The 22,622-nt window shown below is 74.1% G+C and carries 14 protein-coding genes; 2 read left to right on the forward strand and 12 right to left on the reverse strand.

Features of this window, described 5'->3' with window-relative positions; genetic code table 11:
• Positions 1 to 23: 23 nt before the first annotated feature.
• The 3 genes from AC5WRL_RS25815 to AC5WRL_RS25825 form a co-directional block, all read right to left on the reverse strand.
• Positions 24 to 1,901: an acetolactate synthase large subunit gene (locus AC5WRL_RS25815; protein WP_496091066.1), complete on the reverse strand. Its 1,878-nt coding sequence runs from the start codon at positions 1,899 to 1,901 to the stop codon at positions 24 to 26.
• A 243-nt stretch (positions 1,902 to 2,144) separates the two neighbouring features.
• Positions 2,145 to 5,291, reverse strand: a complete 3,147-nt coding sequence (locus tag AC5WRL_RS25820) for a putative bifunctional diguanylate cyclase/phosphodiesterase (RefSeq protein WP_496091067.1) — start codon at positions 5,289 to 5,291, stop codon at positions 2,145 to 2,147.
• A gap of 143 nt (positions 5,292 to 5,434) precedes the next feature.
• Positions 5,435 to 6,406: a 2-hydroxyacid dehydrogenase gene (locus AC5WRL_RS25825; protein ID WP_496091068.1), complete on the reverse strand. Its 972-nt coding sequence runs from the start codon at positions 6,404 to 6,406 to the stop codon at positions 5,435 to 5,437.
• Between the two features lie 109 nt (positions 6,407 to 6,515).
• On the opposite strand from AC5WRL_RS25825, the gene AC5WRL_RS25830 reads away from it, so the two are divergent.
• Complete coding sequence (locus AC5WRL_RS25830; protein WP_496091069.1) at positions 6,516 to 7,538, forward strand: aldo/keto reductase; 1,023 nt, start codon at positions 6,516 to 6,518, stop codon at positions 7,536 to 7,538.
• A gap of 1,351 nt (positions 7,539 to 8,889) precedes the next feature.
• Here the strand turns inward: AC5WRL_RS25830 and AC5WRL_RS25835 are convergent.
• Together AC5WRL_RS25835 and AC5WRL_RS25840 are read right to left on the reverse strand one after the other, a co-directional pair.
• Positions 8,890 to 11,907, reverse strand: a complete 3,018-nt coding sequence (locus tag AC5WRL_RS25835; protein WP_496091070.1) for a helix-turn-helix transcriptional regulator — start codon at positions 11,905 to 11,907, stop codon at positions 8,890 to 8,892.
• An 83-nt stretch (positions 11,908 to 11,990) separates the two neighbouring features.
• On the reverse strand, positions 11,991 to 12,188 hold the full coding sequence (locus tag AC5WRL_RS25840) for a hypothetical protein (protein ID WP_496091071.1): 198 nt from the start codon (positions 12,186 to 12,188) through the stop codon (positions 11,991 to 11,993).
• A gap of 241 nt (positions 12,189 to 12,429) precedes the next feature.
• Between AC5WRL_RS25840 and AC5WRL_RS25845 the strand changes: the two genes are divergently transcribed.
• Entirely contained in the window at positions 12,430 to 12,624 is a 195-nt protein-coding gene (locus AC5WRL_RS25845; protein WP_496091072.1) for a DUF6191 domain-containing protein, read from the forward strand.
• Here AC5WRL_RS25845 and AC5WRL_RS25850 read toward each other — a convergent pair.
• The 7 genes from AC5WRL_RS25850 to AC5WRL_RS25880 all read right to left on the reverse strand — a co-directional run bounded on the left by AC5WRL_RS25850 (position 12,587) and on the right by AC5WRL_RS25880 (position 22,606).
• A complete protein-coding gene (locus AC5WRL_RS25850; protein WP_496091118.1) occupies positions 12,587 to 15,700 on the reverse strand; it encodes a helix-turn-helix transcriptional regulator in 3,114 nt (1,037 codons plus the stop codon). The two genes, AC5WRL_RS25845 and AC5WRL_RS25850, sit on opposite strands and share 38 nt — an antisense overlap.
• Positions 15,701 to 15,750: 50 nt before the next feature.
• The gene (locus AC5WRL_RS25855; RefSeq protein WP_496091073.1) at positions 15,751 to 15,909 is read right to left on the reverse strand and encodes a hypothetical protein; all 159 of its coding nucleotides are present in this window, start codon (positions 15,907 to 15,909) and stop codon (positions 15,751 to 15,753) included.
• 770 nt (positions 15,910 to 16,679) lie between these two features.
• Positions 16,680 to 18,185, reverse strand: coding sequence for an Asp-tRNA(Asn)/Glu-tRNA(Gln) amidotransferase subunit GatB (gene gatB / locus AC5WRL_RS25860; protein ID WP_496091119.1), 1,506 nt, complete (start codon positions 18,183 to 18,185; stop codon positions 16,680 to 16,682).
• 19 nt (positions 18,186 to 18,204) lie between these two features.
• Positions 18,205 to 18,453 carry a hypothetical protein gene (locus AC5WRL_RS25865; RefSeq protein WP_496091074.1) on the reverse strand — a complete coding sequence of 83 codons (249 nt, stop codon included), beginning with the start codon at positions 18,451 to 18,453 and terminating at the stop codon, positions 18,205 to 18,207.
• Positions 18,450 to 19,943, reverse strand: a complete 1,494-nt coding sequence (gene gatA, locus AC5WRL_RS25870; RefSeq protein WP_496091075.1) for an Asp-tRNA(Asn)/Glu-tRNA(Gln) amidotransferase subunit GatA — start codon at positions 19,941 to 19,943, stop codon at positions 18,450 to 18,452. Before gatA ends, AC5WRL_RS25865 begins: the two co-directional genes overlap by 4 nt.
• A complete protein-coding gene (gatC, locus tag AC5WRL_RS25875; protein ID WP_019434265.1) occupies positions 19,940 to 20,239 on the reverse strand; it encodes an Asp-tRNA(Asn)/Glu-tRNA(Gln) amidotransferase subunit GatC in 300 nt (99 codons plus the stop codon). Before gatC ends, gatA begins: the two co-directional genes overlap by 4 nt.
• 153 nt (positions 20,240 to 20,392) lie before the next feature.
• A complete protein-coding gene (locus tag AC5WRL_RS25880; RefSeq protein WP_496091076.1) occupies positions 20,393 to 22,606 on the reverse strand; it encodes a putative bifunctional diguanylate cyclase/phosphodiesterase in 2,214 nt (737 codons plus the stop codon).
• Between the last annotated feature and the right edge of the window lie 16 nt (positions 22,607 to 22,622).

Consider the following 22,622-nt stretch of genomic DNA (forward strand, 5'->3'; position numbering starts at 1 on the left):
GTGCCGGTGGCCGGTCGCTGCCGTCAGTCGTCCGCGTCGCCGAAGTCGGGGCGCACCCCGCGGGCGGCGAGGACCTCGTCGTTGGAGGTTCCGGCGGGGACCATCGGCCACACCATGGCGTCCTCGTGGACGATGAAGTCGACGACGACGGGGCGGTCGTTGATGGAGTTGGCCTTCTCGATGACGGCGTCCAGCTGCTCGGGGTCCTCGCAGCGCAGTCCGACGCAGCCCATGGCTTCGGCGAGTTTGACGAAGTCGGGGATGCGGGTGCCCCGGCTGGTGGCCGTCGGGTCGGCGTCCGGGCCGTCGCGCAGCACGGTGTTGGAGTAGCGCTGGTTGTAGAAGAGGGTCTGCCACTGGCGGACCATGCCCAGCGCGCCGTTGTTGATGATGGCGACCTTGATGGGGGCGCCGTTGAGGGCGGCGGTGGTCAGCTCCTGGTTGGTCATCTGGAAGCAGCCGTCGCCGTCGATGGCCCACACGGTGGCGTCGGGGCGGCCGGCCTTGGCGCCGAGCGCGGCGGGCACGGCGTAGCCCATGGTGCCGGCGCCGCCGGAGTTGAGCCAGGTGCCGGGGCGTTCGAAGGTCAGGTAGTGGGCGGCCCACATCTGGTGCTGGCCGACGCCGGAGGTGTAGATGGTGTTCTGGGGGGCGAGGGCGCCGATGCGCTCGATGACCTGCTGCGGGGAGAGCGAGCCGTCCTGCGGGAGGTCGTAGCCCAGGGGATACGTCTCGCGCCAGCGGTTGAGCTGCTGCCACCACTCGGCGTAGCGGGCGGCGGCGGCCTCGCCCTGGTGGCCGGCGTCGATCTCGGCGCGGAGGGCGGCGGCGAGGTCGGTCAGTACGTCCTTGGCGTCGCCGACGATCGGCACGTCGGCGACGCGGATCTTGCCGATCTCGGCGGGGTCGATGTCCGCGTGGATGACCTTGGCGTGCGGCGCGAAGGTGTCGGCGCGGCCGGTGACACGGTCGTCGAAGCGGGCGCCGAGGGTGATCAGCAGATCGGACTTCTGGAGCGCGGTGACGGCGGCGACCGAGCCGTGCATGCCGGGCATGCCCAGGTGCTGGGGGTGGCTGTCGGGGAAGGCGCCCAGGGCCATGAGGGTGGTGGTGACGGGGGCGCCGGTCAGCTCGGCGAGGGTCAGCAGTTCGGGGGCGGCACCGGCCTTCAGGACGCCGCCGCCGACGTACAGCACGGGGCGCTCGGCCTCGGCGATCAGCCGGGCGGCCTCGCGGATCTGCTTGGCGTGCGGGCGGGAGGCGGGGCGGTAGCCGGGCAGGTCGGTGTGCGGCGGCCAGCTGAAGGTGGTGGGGGCCTGGAGGGCGTCCTTGGCGATGTCGACCAGGACGGGTCCGGGGCGGCCGGTGGCGGCGATGTGGAACGCCTCGGCGATGGTGCGCGGGATCTCCGCGGGGTCGGTGACCAGGAAGTTGTGCTTGGTGATGGGCAGGGTGATGCCGCAGATGTCGGCTTCCTGGAAGGCGTCGGTGCCGATGAAGGAGCTGGCGACCTGGCCGGTGATGGCGACCAGCGGCACGGAGTCCAGGTAGGCGTCGGCGATGGGGGTGACCAGGTTGGTGGCGCCGGGGCCCGAGGTGGCCATGCACACCCCGACCTTGCCGGTGGCCTGGGCGTAGCCGGTGGCGGCGTGCCCGGCGCCCTGCTCGTGGCGGACCAGGATGTGGCGCACGGACGTCGAGTCGATCAAGGGGTCGTAGGCGGGGAGGATCGCGCCGCCGGGGATGCCGAATACGGTGTCCGCGCCGACCGCTTCGAGGGAGCGGATGAGCGCCTGGGCGCCCGTGACGTGCTCGGCGGCGGTGGCGGCGGGCTGCTGGGCGGCGCCGCCGCGGGGGGCCCGCGGCTGCGGCTTGGGAGCCCCGGTGGCCTGTTCGGTCATCGACGTTCTCTTCTCGGAGATGAGGTGGTGCGCGTGTACGGATTCGGGTGCGGGGATCGGTGTCGGTGCAACAAAAAACCCCTCGTGCCGGATGGCATGCGAGGGGAGCGCGTCGCTGGGGGCCGCGGGTGGGTGGGCCCGGGTCAGCCGACGCGCCGTCCAAGTACGAGAATTCGGGTGCGCATGCCCACGACCTTCCTCCTTGGCCCGGTCGCATGTCAAGCGGGCGGAATGCGCGTCTCACTATGTGGGCGAGACCGGGGAGGGCGGCGGGCCGGCGGCGGTGGGGTCGCCCCGGCGGTGCGGCCGGGGGGCCGGGACGGTGGCCGGCACGGGGGTGAGATCGGCGGCGAGATCGGCGGGTACGGGGAGCCGGCCGCCTTCCAGCAGCCGGTGCAGCCGGGCGTGGTCCAGCGGCTCGCTGAAGGCGGGGCCCTGGGCGTGCGAGCAGCCCATGGTCCGCAGGGTGGCGGCGAGGTCGGGGTGGTCCACGCCGTCCGCGAGGGTGTGGATGCCCAGGTCGGCGGTCATCCGCAGCAGCGCGGCGGTGATGGTGCGCAGCGCGGGCGAATCCAGCAGGCCCTCGGTCAGCTCGCGGTCGAGCCGGACCAGATCGACGGGGAGCCGGTGCAGCGCGGCGGGTGGGGTGGCGGTGCCGCCGAAGCCGTCCAGGGCGATCCCGACGCCGAGCCGGCTGAGGTCGGCGAGGCGGCGGCACAGCTCGGGCGAGGCGAGGGCGGGGGCGGCCTCGGGCAGTTCCAGTACGAGGGCCTCGGGGGGCAGGTCGTGCTGGGCGAGGAGCGCCTCGACGCCGCCGGCGCCCAGCGCCCGGTCGGTGAGCCTGCTGCCGGGGACCCGGACGCTGACCGGGAGGGTCAGCCCGGCGCGGCGCCGCCGGCCGGCCTCGGTGACCGCTTGTTCCAGCAGCCAGCGGGAGATGTCGGCGGTCCGGTCGCCGCCGTGGTGGTCGGCGAGCCGGGTGAGCGGTGACCCGTGGTCGCGGCGGGTGCGCAGATGCTCCAGCGGGGTGGACAGCGGCGCGTGCGCGGAGCGCCAGCGGGGCTGGGCGCTGAGGGCGGTGATCCGGCCGTCGTGGAGGGTGACGACGGGCTGGTGGAGCAGGGTCAGCTCGCCGGCGTGCAGGGCGGTGCGCAGCCGGGCGGCGAGCTGGGTGCGCCGTACCGCCTCGGTACGCAGATGGGGTGCGTAGAACTCGACCCGGGCCTTGCCGGCCTGCTTGGCGCGGTACATGGCCAGATCGGCGTTGCGCATCAGGGTGGCGGGGGTACTGCCCGGCTCGGCGAGGGCGACGCCGATGCTGGCGGCCACCCGGACCTCGCCCTCGCGCAGGTGGTAGGTACGGGCGAGGGCGGCCCGTACCCGCTCGGCGATCTCCAGCATGCGCTGCTCGCGGGAGGCGGTCCCGGTGCCGGGGTCGCCGGTGATGAGGGCGGCGAACTCGTCACCGCCGAGCCGTGCGGTCAGGTCTCCCTGCCGGACGGACTCCCGCAGCCGCTGCGCGGCCTGGGTGAGCAGTTCGTCGCCGGCCTGGTGGCCGATGGAGTCGTTGACGGCCTTGAAGCCGTCGAGGTCGATGAAGAGCACCGCGATCTCGCCGCCCGCCACCGGGCCTTGGCCGAGCGCCGTCTCCACCTGGTCGGTGAACAGGGCGCGGTTGGGCAGATCGGTGAGCGGGTCGTGCGAGGCGCTGTGCCGCAGTTGTTCCTGGAGGCGGACCCGGTCGGTGACGTCCCGGCTGTTGAAGATGAGGCCGTTCAGATGGCGGTTGACGGTGGATTCGATGTGCATCCACCGCTCCTGCGGGCCGCCGTGCCGGATGCGGCACTCGATGCGGGTGGCGGGCTCCACGTCGGGGGAGGCGGCCAGGAAGCGGCACAGCTCGTAGAGCACGCGGTCGGCGTCGTCGGGGTGGATGAGACTGTGGAACGGCTTGCCGATCAGCCGGTCCGGGTCCCGCCCGTAGACGCCGGCGGCGGCCGGGCTGACGTAGCGCAGCCGGCCGTCCGAGGCGGAGATCATGATCACGTCGCTGGAGCCCTGGACCAGGGAACGGAAGTGGTTCTCCTGCCGGGAGAGTTCGCGGGTGAGTTTCAGGTTCTCCATCAAGGTGATGCCCTGCCGGGCGAGCAGCACCACCACGACGGTGGCGGCGGTGACCACCACCACCGGGTCGGGCTGTCCGCCGCCGGTGTAGTAGGTGAGCAGGATGCTCAGGAAGCAGACGGCGGCGGCGAGATAAGGCATCAAGGAGGCGACGGGGCCGAGCCGGTCGGGGCGTCCGTCGCCGTCCTCGTCGTCGGGGACGGCGGCGGTGGTGGCGGGGACGGGGGAGGCGGTGGCGGGGACGGGGGAGGCGGCGGTGGTGGCGGGGACGGGGGAGGCGGTGGCGGGGACGGGGGAGGCGGCGGTGGCGCTGAGCGGGGTGCCGGCCGAGGGGTCGGCGGCGGCGGCGCGGATGTCGGGCACAGCGGTCTTCGCAGCGGTCTTCGCGCCGGGCGGCTCCTCCTCCCCCGGCCGCCCCGACACCCAGGGGGCCAGCGCCAGCAGCAGTGAGCCCGCGAACCAGCCGGCGTCCAGCAACTGCCCGGAGCTGTAGTGCTCGCGCAGCATCGGCGAGCTGAACAGGGCGTCGCACAGGACGGTGACCGCGAGCCCGCCGACCGCCATGTTGACGGCGGAGCGGTGTTCGGGGCCGCGCCGGAAGTGCAGCACCAGCAGCATGGACACCAGGGCGATGTCCAGCAGTGGATAGCCGAGCGCGAGCGCGGCCCTGGCCACCGACTCGCCCTGCCGCTCGGCGGTGTGGGCCAGCGCCACGCTCCAGGTGAGGGTCAGCAGTGAGCCGGCCACCAGCCAGGCGTCGAGGCCGAAGCAGACCCAGCCGGTGCGGTTCAGCGGGCGCTTGGCGAGCATCAGCAGGCCGACGATGGCCAGCGGCGCGAACAGCAGGTAGCACAGATCGGCGGCCGAGGTGCGCGGGACGGGCACGCGCAGCACCACCTCGTACCAGCCCCAGATGGCGCTGCCGAGGCCGGTCATGGCGGAGGAGACCCCCAACAGCACCCAGGCCGGGCGCAGGGCTCCGGCGCGGGTGCGCGCGTACCACAGGCAGGATCCGGCGGCCAGCCAGGCGGCGGCGCTGAGCCCGAAGTCGCCCATGACGGCGGCGACCTCGGGTGACCCCCAGCCGAACGCGGCGCCCAGTACATACGCCCCGCACAGCGCGGCGAGCGCCAGTTGGGGCAGCGGCCCGCCGAGCAGCGCGGGACGCGGTGGCGCAGCCGCCCCGGGCGCGGTGCTGTCCCCGGTGCTCACCGGATCGCCCGCCACGCCGTACCGCGGCCGTGCTGAAGTCGGCTTTTCGTCCATGGACCGTGCATCCGCCTGTCGCCCCCCTGCTCCGCTGAACTCCCCGGCACGGACGATACACCAGACCGTCACTCAGCGCCATAGCCATTAAACTCAGAGTGATAATGAGGGGGAGCCTTTATACAATGCGTAGCTGACTCATCTCACTGTGTGATTGATGTGACTCCTGTGCTCTGTCCGGCCTCGGCGACGACGTAGTTCAACGCTTCCCCGGCGGCGAACCGTTCCAACTGCCCCCGCACCAGGCGTTCCGCGCGTGGCCGGAAGGCGGTGGAAGGGCCCCCGACATGCGGGGTGATCAGCACCCCCGGGGCCTGCCACAGCGGGTGCCCGGCCGGCAGCGGCTCCGGGTCCGTGACATCCAGCGCGGCCCGCAGCCGACCCGACTCCAGCTCCGCGAGCAACGCCTTGGTGTCCACCACCGCGCCGCGCGAGACATTGACCAGCAGCGCGCCGTCCGGCAGCGCGGCCAGGAATTCCGCCCCCACCAGGCCCCGGGTGGCGTCGGTGAGCGGCGTCGCCAGGATCACCACCTCGGCGGCGGGCAGCAGCGCCGGCAGTTCGGCGGCGGCGTGCACCGGACCGCGCGGGGAGGTACGCGCCCGGCCCGCGACCCGTACCACCTCGGCCGGCTCGAACGGCAGCAGCCGGTCCTCGATCGCCGCGCCGATCCCGCCGTATCCGACGATCAGCACCCGGCGGTCGGCCAGCGACGTCCACACCCGGGTGTCCCAGCGCTCGGCGCCCTGGTCGCGCACCGCCTCGGGGACGCCGCGCAGCGCGGCCAGGGTGAGGGTGAGGGCGAGTTCGGCCGTGGAGGTGTTGTGCAGCGGCCCGGCGTTGCACAGCAGCGTCCCGGTCGGCAGCGCCGGTACGGCGGGCAGCATGTGGTCCACGCCGGCGGTCAGGGTCTGCACCACGCGCAACCGCGGCATGTGCGGCAGCGGGCGCACCGCGACCCGGGGGCCCCGCATGTAGGGCACCGTGTAGAACACACAGTCGGCGGGGTCGGCCGGGAACTCCTCCTCGCCGTTCCAGTGCACGTAGTTCAGCGAGGCGGGCAGCGGGGCGAGTTCGGCGGGGGGCAGGGGCAGCCAGACATCTCCTGTGGTCATGGCCGCCAGGCTACGCGGGGCGGTTGGGCGGCCCTGCGGCGAAGCTGTCGGCCCCGCCGGTTACGTTGGAGGACGCGGTGGCGGGGGACAGCTGGGGAAGGACGGTTCGGTGCGGTACAGGACGATCGGCACGGGGGCGGTCCGGGTAGGGGCCATCGGCCTGGGCTGTATGCCGATGAGCTGGGCGTACTCGGCCTCCCAGCAGGACCGGCAGGGGTCGCTGCGTACGGTGCGGGCCGCGCTGGACGCGGGCTGCACGCTGCTGGACACGGCGGACATGTACGGCCCGTACACCAATGAGCTGTTGCTGGGGCGGGTGCTCAAGGAGCGCCGGGGCGAGGTGTTCCTGGCTGCCAAGTGCGGGCTGCTGGCCGGCGAGCGGCACATCGTGGCCAACGGCCGCCCCGCTTACGTCAAACGCGCCTGCGACGCGTCGCTGCGGCGGCTGCGGACCGATGTGATCGACCTGTACCAGTTGCACCGGATCGATCCGGACGTGCCGGTGGAGGAGACATGGGGGGCGATGGCGGAGCTGGTGGCGGCGGGCAAGGTCCGGTCGCTGGGGCTGTGCGCGCTGGAGCCGCGCGGCCGGCGCGGGCGCGGCGGCCAGGGCGGCCAGGGCGGGACGGCGGCGGACCGGTACGACCGTACGCTGCGGGTGCTCGGCCGGATCCAGCAGGTGTTTCCGGTGAACGCGGTGCAGGCCGAGCTTTCGGTGTGGTCGCCGGAGGCGCTGCGCGGGCTGCTGCCGTGGTGCGAGGCGCGCGGCATCGGGCTGCTGGCGGCGATGCCGCTGGGCAACGGCTTCCTCAGCGGCACGCTGACGCCGGGCGGCGGCTTCGAACCGGAGGACCTGCGGGCGCGGCATCCGCGCTTCACGGCGGAGATGATGGCGGCCAACCAGCCGCTGGTGGCCGGGCTGCGCCGGGTGGCGGCCCGGCACGGGGGCGCGACGGCGGCCCAGGTGGCCCTGGCGTGGCTGCTGGCGCAGGGCCGCCATGTGATCCCGATACCCGGCACCAAGCACGAACACTGGGCCCGCGAGAACGCGGCGGCCACGGACCTCCGGCTGACGCCGGAGGACTTGACGGAGATCGCGGCGCTGCCGGCGGCACAGGGCTCATGGGAGTGAGCACGGAACCACGGCCTCGCGGGGTGAAGAGGCGGAGAAACGTTGCGGCGCCGGCACGGAGCGGCGCGGCGCGGCGCGGCGGGGCGGGGCGGGGCGGGGCGGCCTGACCGACGCCCGGGTGGTCGTCCGCGAGCGCGGCCGGGCCCCCGCGCGGTGTTTCCCCGGCCTGCCCGGCCGGGCGTCACCGGCCGGCACGAGCGCTTGGCGTTCGCGGGCCGACCGCGATCAGCCACCACTACGGCCCCCGTCGCACCGACCGCTGCCGTCCGCGGCCACGCCCCGGCCCGCTCCCGGCTGGCTCTGTCGATGACGAAGAGCAGCGTTTGTCCGGCAGCTCGGGAGGCGCTGCCCGCGCCGAATGTCCACGGCTTCGGACAGCAGCTCGGTGGTGACCGGCGAGACGCCGTCGACCGCCCGTCCGGTGCTCGGGGGAAAAGCACTGGCTACGGGCGCAGGTGGCGGCCGGGACCGGTCTGTTGCCGGGTGTCGGCGGGTGCCTCCCGTTCTCGTCGACAACGACATCCCGGCGTGGAAGGTGCCTCCCGCGGTCGTCGACCACTGCTGTCGTGAGACGTCGATAAAGCCACCCGGCACTGCGGCGGTCCCCCGGCAGGCCCCCGCGACGGCGGAACACGAAGCGGCCCACACGCGCACCCCCACGCGCGGATCGGGCAGCGCGGATCGGGCAGCGCGCCAGGGGGCGCACGTACTGCCGGGCCGTCGGTGGTCGGCCACCCCCGGCCGGGAACGGACCACGGCCGGCGGTGGGAACCAAGCCCGGTCCCGCCGCGCACGGCCACGCCCGGTACGACCCGCGCCACGGTCAGCCGGGCGGCTCGGACGGACCCGGCGGACCCGGCGGGCCGGATAGACCGGACGGACCCGGCGGACCCGGCGGGCCGGACGGACCCGGCGGGCCGGACAGACCGGGCGGACCCGGCGGACCGGACGGAACGGGCGGACCCAGCGGACCCAGCGGGCCGGACGGACCCAGCGGGCCGGACGGACCCGGCGGACCGGACGGACCCGGCGGACCCGGCGGACCGGACGGACCCGGCGGACCCGGCGGACCGGACGGACCGGACGGACCCAGCGGACCCAGCGGGCCGGACGGACCCAGCGGACCCAGCGGGCCGGACAGACCGGGCGGACCCGACGGCTCGGACGGACCCAGCGGGCCGGACAGACCGGGCGGACCCGACGGCTCGGACGGACCCAGCGGGCCGGACAGACCGGGCGGCTCGGACGGACCCAGCGGGCCGGACAGACCGGGCGGACCCGGCGGCTCCACGCCATCCGCCCCCGGGGTCCGGCGTGGCGGGACGCGATGCCCTCGCGGGGCCGGGGACGGTCAGCGTTCGGTGCTCCCGGGCTCCGTCAGGAGGCCGACACGGTGGGCCAGGGCCGCCGCTTCGCCACGGCCGGAGACTTCCAGTTTGGCCAGGATGTGGGAGACATGGACGCTCGCCGTCTTCGGGGAGATGAACAGTTCCTCGGCGATCTGCCGGTTGCTGCGGCCCGCCGCCACCAGGGTCAGCACATCCCGTTCGCGGCGGGTGAGCCCGCGGTCGTCGCGGGTCGCCGCCTGGGGACGGGCGCCGTCGGTGGTCAGCGGCAGCCGGGCGCGCTGCGCCAGTAGTTCGGCCTCGCGGACCAGCGGCGCCGCGCCCAGCGCGCGGGCCGCCTCGTACGCCTGGAGCAGTTGCGTGCCCGCACCCTCCCGGTCGCCGTCCGCCAGCAGCGTCTCCGCGCCGTGCGCCCGGGCCTGCGCCAGCAGATAGGGCCGGTCCAGCGGCTCCAGTGCGGCCGTCACCGCGGCCCAGTCCGCGGCTCGCGCGGTGCCCTCGGCCCGCCGCAGCTCCGCCTCGATCAGGTCGGCGTGCGCCTGCCACACCGGGTAGTGGCGGGGCAGCCCCGCCGCGTAATGACGGATCAGCTCGATCGCCGCCGCCTGCCCGGGCCCGGCGGCCGGTACCCCCGCCGCGTCCCCCTCGGCCACCGCCGCGGCGTGCACCAGGGGCCAGGTGTAGCAGCCGGCGCCCGGCGCGAGCCCGGCGGCCACCGCGTCGGCGAACAGCCGGCGCGCGTCCAGGATCCGGCCCCGCGCCGCCGCCAGCAGCAGCTTGCAGCGGGCCGCCGGATGGGCGTGTTGGACCGACTGGTCGTACGCGTTGTACTGCTCGGTCATCACGGCGATCTCGGTCTCCGCCGCCTCGTACTCGCCACGGCCCAGGGCCAGCTGGGCCCGGAACTCCGCCGCCAGCGCCCGGTTCACCGGCGACGTGGCGTCGTCGGCGGCGAGCTGTCCGGCCGCCGACGCCTCGTTCCAGCGCCCCAGGGAGTACAGCGAGTCGCCGCGGTTGCGGTGCAGCCACACCGCGGTCTGCCGCAGTCCCCAGCGGGCGGCCAGTTCCAGCGCGTGGTCGCCGACGTCCAGCGATTCCCGTGAGCGGCCCATGGTCTCCAGGGCGGACTGGAGGTTCACGTGGCTGCGGGTGAAGACATTGACGTGGTGGCCGGCCTGCACCCGTTCGGCGGCGGCCCGCATCTCGGCCAGTCCCGCTTCCCCCGCCCCGGTCTCGATCATGAGCCCGCCCCGGCTGACCCGGCCGTGCAGCTCGGCGTCCTCGTTGCCCAGCTCCCGGGCCAGCTCGGTGGCCTGCCGGGCCGTCTCCAGCGCCGCCGGCCCCGCGTCGAACAGCACCCCCCAGGTGGCCGCCTCGGTGAGCACATGGGCGTGGGTGGGCGACGGGTCGAAGCCGGCGAGCAGTTCCTGGGCGCGGCTGAGCTCCTCCCAGCCGGTGCCCCGGGCCAGATGCCTCATGAGTTTGGACTTCTGGGTCCAGAACCAGGCCGCGCGCAGCGGGTGGTCGAGTTCGTCGACGATCCGCAGGGCCCGCTTGACCACCGAAAGGCCACGCTCGGAGTCCCCGGTGAGCCGGGCCGCCACCGTGATCTCGGCCAGGACGTCGAGATGGCTGAGCACCTCGTCGTGGCAGTCGCACAGCGGATAGGACTCCGCGTTGCCGGCCGGGCGCTGGGCGGTCCTGATCGACGCGGGGACGCTGTCCCACAGCTCCAGCACCCGTTCCAGCATCCTCAGCTGCTCGGCGTACGCGTGCCGGCTGCGGGCCTCGTCCGCCGCGCGCAGCGCGGCCGGCAGCGCCTTGCCTGGGTCGTTGGCCTGGTGCCAGAACCCGGCGAGCCGGGCGGGGAGTTCGTCGGAGCACACCAGGGAGGGGTCCGCCTCCAGGGCCTCGGCGTAGCGCCTGGAGAGCCGGGACCGCTCGCCGGGCAGCAGGTCGTCGACGACCGCCTCCCGTACCAGGGCGTGCCGGAAGTGGTAGGTGTCGTCCTCGTCGGCGCGCAGCAGATTGGCGCCGACCGCGGTGCGCAGTGCCTCGATCAGCTCGTCCTCGCCGAAGGGCACGACGGCGCGCAGCAGGGCGTGTTCCACCCGGGATCCGCCCTTGGCGGCGATCCGGATCACTCGCTGGGCGGTCTCCGGCAGCGCCTCGACCCGTACCAGGAGCAGATCGCGTACCGAGTCGCTGATCATCCCGGCGCTGTCGCCCTCCTTGAGGCAGCCGGCCAGTTCCTCGACGAAGAAGGCGTTGCCGTCCGAGCGGGCGTAGACCTGCTCGACGAGGCGGGCGCGCGGCTCGCTGCCGCGGATGCCGGCCAGCTGGCGGCCGACTTCCTCCAGGGTGAAGCGCTCCAGCTCGATCCGCTCCACGATGCGCAGCCGGTCCAGCTCCGCGAGGAAGGGGCGCAGCGGGTGGCGGCGGTGGATGTCGTCGGAACGGTAGGTCATCAGCAGCACCACGCGGGCGCGCGGCAGGGAGCGGAAGAGATAGCCGAGCAGTTCCCGGGTGGACCGGTCCGACCAGTGCAGATCCTCGATCGCCAGCACCAGGGTGCGGCGCTGGGCCAGGGTCTCCAGCAGCCGGGCGGTCAGCTCGAAGAGCCGGCTGCGGCCTTCGCCGTTGCCGGCCGCCGGGGAGGGCGGACCGCCGGGCCTGCTCAGCTCGGGCAGCAGCAGGGCCAGCTCGCCGCCGCCCCATCCTGCGGCGGCCTCGGTCATCTCGTCGCCGAGCCGCCGGTGGAGGCTGCGCAGCAGGGTGGAGACGGGGGCGAACGGCAGCCCGTCGGCGCCGGCCTCCACGCAGGCTCCGACGGCGGTGAGTGCCCCGGCGCGCTGGGCGCGTTCGAGCGCTTCCTCCAGCAGCCGGGTCTTGCCGACGCCTGCCTCGCCGCCGATGAGCACCACCCGTGGGTCGCCCTCGGCGGCCTCGTGGAGCGCGCGGTCCAGGGCGGCGCTCTCCTCGTCGCGGCCGACGAACACCGGGCTGACCGTTCTGATCTGCATGTTTCGCAGCATCGCACATCCGTCTGACAACCTCCCGGGGGTTTTCGGGGCGGGGGCGGGGGCGGCGGGGGCGGGAGCGGGGGTCATGCGCGGGCCCGGAACCAGCGGTGGGGGCGAGGCACCCGTACGAGCGGTTCCTCCGTTTCCTCGGGTTCCTCGGCGGCTTCCGTGGTGCGGGCGCCGCGCCGGGCGGTGCGGACCTCGCGCAGCAGGCGTTCGTGGCGTGCTTCGCGGTGCAGGGTGTCGATGCGGTCCTTGATGAGGTTGAGGTCCGGGTACATGGGGTCGCTGCCTCTGCTGTGGTTCCTGTGGTTCCTGATGCCTCCACATTCCTCGGGCAGGTGGGGCGGGCGCATCGGGCAGCGTGCGCATTCCGGCAGGTGGCGGGGGCCTTAGCCGGAGTCGGGGCGGGGCCTTGGGAGCTGGGCGGGGGATAAGGCCCCCCCTGTGGGGAACCCCCGGACCACCGTGAATCGTCTTATCTCATGAGACGAGGATCGGATCTCGACCCTGGAGGCGGGGATGCCCAATCCGTTCAGTCTGATGGACGCGCTGTTCCGGCCCGGCGGCTACCACACCGAGGAAGAGGCGTGGCGGCTGGAGTTCGACCGGGTCGACGAGGGCAGCAACGCCCCGGGCGGCACCGGCCCGATCGATCTGGACTCGGGCCGGGTCACGGTCAGCGTCCCGGGGCCGGTGCGGTCGCCGGCGTCGTAGCCGTTCCTGTCGCCGTCGCCGTCCCCGGCGCCACCAGTCTGAGCCGGTGCGCCAGCGCCGCGGCCTCGCCACGGCTGGTGACCGACAGTTTGGCCAGGATGTTGGAGACATGGACGCTCGCCGTCTTGGGCGAGATGAACAGCCGCTCGGCGATCTGCCGATTGCTGCGGCCCTCGGCCACCAGCTCCAGGACGTCCCACTCGCGCGGCGTGAGCCCGAAGGGATCCCGGGCGGCGTGGGCCGGCTCGGGGGCAGGGGCGGGCGCGGGCAGCGCCGGCGGCGGCGTGAGCCGCTGCTCCAGCGCCACCCGGCTGCGCGCGGCGAGCTGATCGATCCGGGCGACCAGCGGCGCCGCGCCCAGCTCGGCCGCCACCGTACGCGCCCGCCGCAGCAAGCGGACCGCCCGCTCCCGTCCCTCCCCCGCCGTTCCGTCCTGCGCCAGCAGCGCCTCCGCCCAGCAGACCCGGGCGTCGGCCAGGTGGTACGGCAGCCCCAGCGGTTCGAGGACCGCGACCACCTCGCCCCAGCGGGCGGCCGTGTCCCGTCGCTCCGCGCGCAACAACTCGGCGTCGACCAACGCGCCCAGGCCCTCCCACAGCGGAAAATACCGGGGTACCCGTGCCATGGCCTCACGGATCGCCTGAACCGCCTCCGTACGACCGCTGTCCGCCTCCGGCAGCCCCCGGGTGTCGGACTCGGCGCGGGCCGCCGCGTGCAGCATCGCCCACAGATAGCTGGCGTTGAACGGCGGCGGACCGCCCGCCATGGCCACTCGGAACAGCTCCCTGGCCAGCCGGATGTCACCGTCCCGCACGGCCAGCTCCAGCTCCAGCCGGTTCAGCCCGATCAGGAAGTCACGGCGCAGCTCCGGGGTGTGGAAGCCGGCGTGCACGGCGGCCAGCCCGGCACGGGCGGCGCGCACCTCGCCGCGCAGCAGCGCCTGCTGGGCGGACATCACCATGGCGGCGGAGCGGGGGGTGTCGGTACGGGCCCGGTCCATGGCCTCCTTCAGTGCCTCGCCGGTTTCCGCCCAGCGGCCCCGGAGCAGCAGCACCATGGCCCGGTTGTTGTACAGCCAGCTCTTGGTGTCGGCGAGCCCGAAGCGGTCGGCCAGCAGCAGCCCCCGGTCCGTCATCTCCAGGGCCAGGTCGAGCCGGCCGATCTCCGCCACGGTGACCGCGAAATTGACCAGGCAGCGGCCCAGCACGCTCACCTCGCCGCGTTCCAGCACCCGGTCCAGCACCGCCGTCATCTCCGCGATGCCGTCCTCCACCTCCCCGGCCTCGGTGCGCAGACAGGCCAGCGTGAAGCGGGCGTACAGCTCGGTGGACTCCGCGTCCACCAACCGGGCCAGTGACAGCGCCCGCTCGGCCGTTTCGAACATCTGCGGCCCGACCGGCTCCCCCGCCGACTGCCGGGCGGCGACCTGCGCCAGCACCTGGGCGTGCACGACGGACGGCGGCAGGCCGCGTACCAGCTCCTGTGCCCGGAGCAGTTCGGCGCGGCCGTCGCTGCGCGCGGGGCCGTTGATCATCCGGGAGCGCTGAAGCCAGAACCAGGCGGCGCGCAGCGGATCGCGGTGCTCCTCCAGCGTGCGCAGCGCGCGCCGGCTGATGGTCAGCGCGCGGTCGAACCGCTCGGCGAGCAGGCTCGCCATGGTCGCCTCGGCCAGCAGATCCACGAAGTCCAGGCTTCCGGCGGGGCCGGCGCCGGCGGGCGGATAGGCCCAGACGTAGTCGACGGGCCGCAGCCCGGCCCGTACCCCCGGCGGCACCGCGTCCCACAGCTCCAGGGCGCGCTCCAGCAGCCGCAGCTGCTCGGCGTAGGCGTAGCGGCGGCGGGCGTGGACGGCGGCGTCCAGGACGGCGGGCAGCGCCTTCTCCCGCTCGCCAGCGTGATACCAGTACCCCGCGAGCCGGGCGGCGCGCTGATCCTCGGGTACGGCGAGGGCCGCCCGTTCCAGGGCGCGCGCGTAGCGGAGGTTCAGCTGGGCGCGTTCGCCGGGGAGCAGGTCGTCCAGCACCGCCTCGCGCATCAGTGCGTGCCGGAACGCGTAGCCGCCGCAGTCCGTGGGGACCAGCAGATGGGCGCCGACCGCGGTACGCAGCGCCGCCAGCAGGTCGGCCTCGGCGCAGTCGGCGGCCTCGGCGAGCAGGGCGTGCTCCACGAAGGAGCCGCCGGCCGCCACCATCCGCAGCGTCTCCTGGACCTGCTCCGGCATGGTCTCCATCCGCACCAGCAGCAGATCGCGCAGCGTGGGGCTCAGGGCGGCGCGGGCGGCGCCGCCGTCGGCGGTCAGCTCCTCCACGAAGAACGGGTTGCCCTCGGACCGCTCGAAGACGGAGCGGGCCAGCGCGGCGTCCGGTACGGCCCCGGTGATCGCCGTCATCTGGGCGGCCACCTCGTCCTGCGTGAACCGTGCCAGATCCAGCCGCCGTACGGTACGCAGCCGGTCGAGCCCGGCGAGGAAGGGTCGCAGTGGGTGGCGGCGGTGGATGTCGTCGGTGCGGTAGGTGGCCAGCACCATCAGCTGGGAACGCTGGAGCGAGCGGAAGAGATAGCCGAGCAGCTCCCGGGTGGACCGGTCCGACCAGTGCAGATCCTCCACCGCGATGATCAGCGGGCGGCCGGCCGAGGCCAGCCGCTCCAGCAGCCGGGCGGTCAGCTCGAACAGCCGGGCCCGGTCCGGCTCGCCGCCGCCCGTCGCGGGGCCCGCCTCGCCCAGTTCGGGCAGCAGCCGGGCCAGCTCGGCCTCCTGGCCGCCGGCGGCGGCGATCAGCTCGTCGCCGAGGTGGCGGTGCAGGGCGCGCAGCAGCGCGGAGACGGGGGCGAACGGCAGGCCGTCCGCGCCCAGCTCGACGCAGCCGCCGACCGCGGTGACCGCGCCGCCGTCCCGGGCGGCAGTCAGGAACTCCTCCAGCAGCCGGGTCTTGCCCACCCCGGCCTCGCCGCCGATGACGACGGCTTGTGGCTCCCCGGCGCGGGCGCGCTCCAGCGCCGCGACCAGGGCGGCGCGTTCGGTGTCCCGGCCGATGAACACGGGGCTGACCCGATGGCTCTCCACGCTGCCGAGCATGGCACGGTCGGCGCGAACCAGGACACCGGATATCGGGTGGGGGGTGCGGTTCACGCCGCCGTCGACCATCCCCCGCGCGCGGCCGGCTTTCCGGCGGGGGCGGCGGGCGGCTGCTTCGCGGCGGCGGCCCGCTTGGCGCGGCGCCGCTCGGCGGCGGCCCGCTCCAGTTCGGCGGCCCGCTGCTTGTGCAGTTCGTACTCCAGTGACAAGGCGTCTCTCCCATGAGTGCGCGTCATTGATCCGACGCCACCACTGTGCGCGGCGCCGGGGTACGGGCGCATCGGGAGAACGCCGCGTTCCCCACCCCCGGGTGCCTTAGCCCGGCCCTCCGGGGTCCTTAGCCGAACGACGGGACGGCGCGGGGCTGCTCGGCCAAGGGCGCGGCACGGTCCACACCCGGGAGTAACCCGCGACACGAGCGACGCACCCGATCACCCACCACGGCGACCCACGACGCGGACCGCGACCGCCGGGCGGCAACGCGGGGCGGCAACGCCCCGCGTACGACGCCGGGGACCCCACTGCGTACAACGAACGCAATCGGCACTCCGCAGAACGGGCGGCTCGGAGGTGGTGGCCTGCGGGGCGCACGGGGCGACGCAGCGCGGGGTACGGCGCGGGGGAAAACGGCGTACAGCGAACGCAGTCGCTACTCCGCAAGTCGGGCGGCTCGGAGGTGGTGGCCTGCGGGGCGCACGGGGCGACACAGCGCGGGGTACGGCGCGGGGGAAAACGGCGTACAGCGAGCGCAGTCGCTACTCCGCAGGTCGGGCGGCTCGGAGGTGGTGGTGTGGGGGGATCGGACTGCGTGCGGTGTACGCGATGCGTGTGCCGGAAGGCGCTCGTGCCGTCGTGGTGCCGGTCGTGGCCTCGTGGGGCGGCCCGGCTTTGACGGACATGGCGGTGGGGGCGGCGCCGTCCGTTCGGACGGTGCCGCCCCCACCGGGCGCGTACGGCGTACGGCGTACGCGGTCGCGTGTCAGCCCTGGACGCCCAGGCGTTCCAGGATCAGCTCGCGCGCCCGGGCCGCGTCCGCCTGACCGCGGGTCGCCTTCATCACCGCGCCGACCAGCGCGCCGACCGCCGCGACCTTGCCGCCGCGTACCTTGTCGGCCACGCCCGGGTTGGCCGCGATCGCCTCGTCGACGGCCGCGCCCAGCGCGCCCTCGTCCTTGACGATCTTCAGCCCGCGCGCCTCGACGACCTCGTCAGGGGAGCCCTCGCCCGCCAGCACGCCCTCGATGACCTGCCGGGCCAGCTTGTCGTTCAGCGACCCCTCGGCCACCAGCGCCGCGACCCGGGCGATCTGCGCCGGCGTCACCGGCAGCGCCGCCAGCTCGCTGCCCGCCTCGTTCGCCCGCCGCGCCAGCTCGCCCATCCACCACTTGCGCGCCGCCGCCTGATCCGCGCCCGCCTCGATGGTGGCGGTGATCAGATCGATGGCGCCCGCGTTCAGGACGGACTGCATCTCGTGCTCCGAGATGCCCCATTCCTCCCGCAGCCGGTTGCGCCGCGCCCGCGGCAGCTCCGGAAGCTCGGCGCGCAGCTGCTCCACCCACTCCTTGGCCGGGGCGACCGGCACCAGGTCCGGCTCGGGGAAGTAGCGGTAGTCCTCCGCCTCCTCCTTCACCCGCCCGGAGGTGGTGGACCCGTTCTCCTCGTGGAAGTGCCGGGTCTCCTGGACGATGGTGCCGCCGCCGTTCAGCACCGCCGCGTGCCGCTGGATCTCGAACCGCACCGAGCGCTCGACGCTCCGCAGCGAGTTGACGTTCTTCGTCTCGCTGCGGGTGCCGAACTTCTCCCGCCCGTGCGGGCGCAGCGACACATTCACGTCGCACCGCATCTGGCCCATCTCCATGCGGGCCTCGGAGACGCCCAGCGCCTTGATCAGCTCGCGCAGCTCGGCCACGTACGCCTTCGCCACCTCCGGCGCCCGCTCCCCCGCCCCGGTGATCGGCTTGGTGACGATCTCGATCAGCGGGATGCCGGCCCGGTTGTAGTCCAGCAGCGAGTGCGACGCGCCGTGAATCCGGCCGGTCGCCCCGCCGATGTGGGTGGACTTGCCGGTGTCCTCCTCCATGTGGGCGCGCTCGATCTCCACCCGGAAGATCGTGCCGTCGTCCAGCTGCACGTCCAGATAGCCGTTGAACGCGATCGGCTCGTCGTACTGCGAGGTCTGGAAGTTCTTCGGCATGTCCGGATAGAAGTAGTTCTTCCGGGCGAACCGGCACCACTCGGCGATCTCGCAGTTCAGCGCGAGCCCGATCCGCACGGCGGACTCCACGCCCACCGCGTTGACCACCGGCAGCGCGCCGGGCAGCCCCAGACAGGTGGGACAGGTCTGGGAGTTCGGCTCCGCGCCCAAAGTGGTCGCGCAGCCGCAGAACATCTTCGTCGCGGTGCCGAGTTCGACATGGACCTCAAGGCCCATGACGGGGTCGTAGGACGCGAGGGCGTCCTCGTACGACACCAGGTCGTCGGTCATGGTCACGGGGTGGTACCTCTCACGCGCGGTCAGTCGGCTCGGGGAGGGCGAGGTCGAGGTCCGCCTCCCGGTTGATGCGGCGCAGCTCGCGGCTCAGCAGGGCGATGCCGGTGACGAGGCCGGCGGCCGAGATGATCGCGTCGGCCAGCTCCAGCGGGTCACGCTCCGCACGGGCGGCGCGCAGCTGCTTGGCCACGCCGTACGCGCCGAACAGCGTGGCGCCGAGCGACAGATAGGTACTGGCCTTGGACTTGGGCTTCTTGCTCATAGCGCGGGTGCCTCCTCCAGCAACGGGTGTCCCCAGCGTGCCTGGAAGCCGGCCTCGACCGCCGCTCCCACGCGGTACAGCCGGTCATCGGCCATCGCGGGGGCGATGATCTGCAACCCCACCGGCAGACCGTCCTCGTCGGCGAGGCCGCAGGGCAGCGACATGGCGGCGTTGCCGGCCAGGTTGGTGGGGATGGTGCACAGGTCGGCCAGGTACATGGCCATCGGGTCGTCCACGCGCTCGCCGATGGCGAACGCCGTGGTCGGGGTGGTCGGCGAGATCAGCACGTCCACGTCGCCGAACGCCCGCTCGAAGTCGCGGGTGATCAGGGTACGGACCTTCTGCGCGCTGCCGTAGTAGGCGTCGTAGTAGCCGGACGACAGGGCGTACGTACCGAGCATGATGCGCCGCTTCACCTCGTCGCCGAAGCCGGCGCCGCGGGTGAGGGAGGTGACCTCCTCGGCGGAGTGCCCGCCGGTGTCGCCGACCCGCAGCCCGTAACGCATGGCGTCGAAGCGGGCCAGGTTGGAGGAGCACTCGGAGGGTGCGATGAGGTAGTAGGCCGCGAGCGCCTTGTCGAAGGACGGGCAGGACACCTCGACGACCTCGGCGCCCAGCTCGCGCAGCAGCTCCACGGCTTCGTCGAAGCGCGCCATGACGCCGCTCTGGTAGCCCTCGCCGCGGAACTCCTTGACCACGCCGACCCGCAGCCCGGCCACCGAGCCGTTGCGCGCCGCCGCGACGACCGAGGGCACCGGCGCGTCGATGGAGGTGGAGTCCAGCGGGTCGTGGCCGGCGATCGCCTCGTGCAGCAGCGCCGCGTCCAGGACCGTACGGGCGCAGGGGCCGCCCTGGTCGAGGGAGGAGGAGAAGGCGATCATGCCGTAGCGGGAGACCCCGCCGTAGGTGGGCTTGACGCCGACCGTGCCGGTGACGGCGGCGGGCTGCCGGATGGAGCCGCCGGTGTCGGTGCCGATGGCCAGCGGCGCCTGGTAGGAGGCGATCGCGGCGGCCGAGCCGCCGCCGGAGCCACCGGGGATCCGGGTGAGGTCCCAGGGGTTGCCGGTGGGGCCGTAGGCGCTCGTCTCGGTGGAGGAGCCCATGGCGAACTCGTCCATGTTGGTCTTGCCGAGGATCACCACCCCGGCGGCCTTGAGCCGGCGGGTGACGGTGGCGTCGTACGGCGGGATCCAGCCTTCGAGGATCTTCGAGCCGCAGGTGGTGGGGACGCCCTCGGTGGTGAAGATGTCCTTGAGCGCGAGCGGGACGCCGGCCAGCGGGCCGAGCTGTTCGCCGGCGGCGCGGGCCCGGTCGACGGCGCGGGCCTGGGCGAGGGCGCCGTCGCGGTCCACGTGCAGGAAGGCGTGCACCTTCTCGTCGACGGCGTCGATCCGGGCGAGGTGCGCCTCGGTGACCTCGGTGGCGGTGACGGAGCCGTCGGCGATCTGCGCGGCGATCTCGGCGGCGGTGCGGTGGATCACGTCGGTCATGCCTCCTCCCCGAGGATCTGCGGCACCTTGAAGCGCTGCTGGGCGGCGGCGGGCGCGCCGGAGAGCGCCTGCTGCGGGGTGAGCGAGGGCCGTACCTCGTCCGGCCGCATGACGTTGGTCAGCGGCAGCGGGTGGGAGGTCGGGGGCACGTCCTGGTCGGCGACATCGGAGACGCGGGCGACCGCGCCGATGATGTCGTCGAGCTGCCCGGCGAAGTGGTCGAGCTCTTCGTCCGTCAGCTCCAGACGTGCCAGCCGGGCGAGGTGGGCGACCTCCTCGCGCGTGATGCCTGGCATGCGGCGATCCTCATTGTTGGTCGAGGGCTGGTTTGCGCCTCAATCCTATGGGTCTGCGGGGAGCCGCCGCGCGCGCGTTACGGATGGGGGTACGGGCCGGGCCGCCGCGTACGGCCGCACCCGGCCTCGTACGGTACGGGCCCGGCCCGGTGGTCAGCGCACCGGCTGGTGGTTCTGCGGGAGTTCGCCGGCCCCGGTGGCCCCGGCCGCGCCGGTGGCGCCTGCGGGCTCGATGCCGCCGGCCGCCTCGGCGGGCGGCGGGTCGCTGTCCCGGCCGCGCAGCCAGGCGGTGGCCTCGGCGGGCGGCAGCGCGGCGGAGACCAGCCAGCCCTGCACGGCGTCGCAGCCCATGTCGCGCAGCCGTTCCCAGGTCTCGTCGTCCTCGACGCCCTCGGCGACCACCACCAGGCCGAGCGAGTGGGCGAGTTCGATGGTGCAGCGGACGATCTCGGCGTTCTGCGGGTCGGCGGCGAGGCCGGCGACGAAGGAGCGGTCGATCTTGAGTTCGCTGACCGGCAGGGTCCGCAGATAGGACAGCGAGGAGTAGCCGGTGCCGAAGTCGTCCAGGGAGATCTTCACGCCGTGCCGGGTGAGATCGGCCAGGGTGTCGGCGGCGTGCTGCGGGTCCTCCAGCATGACGTGTTCGGTGATCTCCAGCTGGAGCGAGCCGGCCGGCACCCGGTGGCGGGCGAGCCGGGTGGCGACGGACTGGGTGAAGCCCTCGGTGTACACGTCGCGCGGCGAGACGTTGACGGCGACCGGGACACTCAGCCCGGCGGCGCGCCAGCGCGCCACCTGGCGCAGCGCGGTCTCCAGGACGTACTCGGTGAGCTGGGGCATCAGTCCGGAGGATTCGGCGATGGCGATGAACTCGTCCGGGGGGACCCGGCCGCGCTCGGGGTGTGCCCAGCGGATGAGGGCCTCCAGGCCGGCGACGGCGCCGTCGAAGCGGACCTTGGGCTGGTAGTGCAGTTCGACCTCGCCGCGGTCCAGGGCGTGCCGCAGGTCGCCGAGCAGCCCGAGCCGGTCGGGGGTGTGGTCGTCGCGGCTGGCCTCGTACACCTGGACGCCGCTGCGGTCCCGCTTGGCGCCGTACATGGCGACGTCGGCACGGCGCAGCAGGTCTTCGGCCTCGCGGGCGTGGTCGGGGGCGATGGCGACGCCGGCGCTGGCCTCCATGACCAGGGTGAGGCCGTCGAGTCCGAGGGGGGCGCTGAGGGAGTCGATGAGGGCGCGGGCGACGCGCTGGGCGGCGTCGGCGGAGGCGACGGAGGGCAGCAGGACGGCGAACTCGTCGCCGCCGAGCCGGGCGGCGGCGGCGTCCGGGGGGAGCCCGGTGCGGATCCGGTCGGCTATCTGGAGCAGCAGCCGGTCGCCGGTGAGATGGCCGAGGGTGTCGTTGACGTCGCGGAAGCTGTCGAGGTCGATCAGGATCAGGGCGCAGCGGGTGGCCCCGGCGGCCGGGTCCGGGTCCGGGTTCTGGCTCTGGCTCTGGCTCTGGCTCTGGCTCTGACTCTGGGTTCGGTCGTCCTCCTCCAGGGTGGTGCGGGTGCGGTCCAGCAGCCACTGCCGGTTGGGCAGCCCGGTGAGCGGGTCGAGCAGTTGCTCCTCCGCGCGGGCGTTGGCCAGCCACAGGGTGCGGTCCAGGGCGATCAGCGGGACGGCGAACAGGGGCAGCAGGACGGGCACTTCGGCGGCGACCACGACGACGAGCGGGGCGAAGCAGAGCAGAGCCAGCGCTATCATCCCCTGCCGCAGCAGGGCGGTGGCGGTCACCGCGGAGCCGGCGGCGGGCAGCGCGGCGGACGGGGTGTCGCACAGCCAGTGCAGGGTGCGGGAGACCACCAGGTAGGCGACGGCGCCCAGCAGCAGTTGGACGAGAACGGCCGGCGTCCAGTCGTCCGGATGCCAGGGGTGGGCGACGCTGGGGCGTACCCCGAAGGCGGCCAGGGTCACCCCGGCGGCGCCGACGCCCAGGATGTCGATGGCCCCGTGCACCAGGGCCTGTTGTCTGCGGTCGCGGCGGGCGGCGCCCACGAGTGTGACCACGGAGAGGCTGATCAGCAGGGCCGGGACCCAGCCGTACTGGAGCAGCATGGCCAGCGCCAGGGCGGCGCCGGATCCGGAGCTGCCCCACCAGCGGTCGCCGCGTACGGCGACGAGGTGGGTGACGACGGCTCCGGTGAGCAGGGCGAAGCCTAATCCGGCGCGGGCGCCGGGGAACAGGGCGTGTCCCTCGGTGACCACGCGGCAGACGCCGATGATCAGGGCGATCGCGGCGGCGGTGAGGACGGCGGGCCGGGTGTACCGGGCCAGCCACGCGCAGCCGCGCCGCTGGGTCGGTCTTCCCGTGGGGGCTGACTGCATGCGGGTCCCTCTCACG

This window comes from Streptomyces sp. NTD107 (assembly GCF_059510435.1).

Bases quoted from the DNA above. Each gene is read 5' to 3' on its own strand.
- AC5WRL_RS25865 (WP_496091074.1), bottom strand. From the start codon at position 18,453: ATGAGCAAGAAGCCCAAGTCCAAGGCCAGTACCTATCTGTCGCTCGGC.
- AC5WRL_RS25835 (WP_496091070.1), bottom strand. From the start codon at position 11,907: ATGCAGATCAGAACGGTCAGCCCGGTGTTCGTCGGCCGCGACGAGGAG.
- AC5WRL_RS25880 (WP_496091076.1), bottom strand. From the start codon at position 22,606: ATGCAGTCAGCCCCCACGGGAAGACCGACCCAGCGGCGCGGCTGCGCG.
- gatC (WP_019434265.1), bottom strand. From the start codon at position 20,239: ATGCCAGGCATCACGCGCGAGGAGGTCGCCCACCTCGCCCGGCTGGCA.
- AC5WRL_RS25815 (WP_496091066.1), bottom strand. From the start codon at position 1,901: ATGACCGAACAGGCCACCGGGGCTCCCAAGCCGCAGCCGCGGGCCCCC.
- gatB (WP_496091119.1), bottom strand. From the start codon at position 18,185: ATGACCGACGACCTGGTGTCGTACGAGGACGCCCTCGCGTCCTACGAC.
- gatA (WP_496091075.1), bottom strand. From the start codon at position 19,943: ATGACCGACGTGATCCACCGCACCGCCGCCGAGATCGCCGCGCAGATC.
- AC5WRL_RS25820 (WP_496091067.1), bottom strand. From the start codon at position 5,291: ATGGACGAAAAGCCGACTTCAGCACGGCCGCGGTACGGCGTGGCGGGC.
- AC5WRL_RS25845 (WP_496091072.1), top strand. From the start codon at position 12,430: ATGCCCAATCCGTTCAGTCTGATGGACGCGCTGTTCCGGCCCGGCGGC.
- AC5WRL_RS25825 (WP_496091068.1), bottom strand. From the start codon at position 6,406: ATGACCACAGGAGATGTCTGGCTGCCCCTGCCCCCCGCCGAACTCGCC.
- AC5WRL_RS25840 (WP_496091071.1), bottom strand. From the start codon at position 12,188: ATGTACCCGGACCTCAACCTCATCAAGGACCGCATCGACACCCTGCAC.
- AC5WRL_RS25850 (WP_496091118.1), bottom strand. From the start codon at position 15,700: ATGCTCGGCAGCGTGGAGAGCCATCGGGTCAGCCCCGTGTTCATCGGC.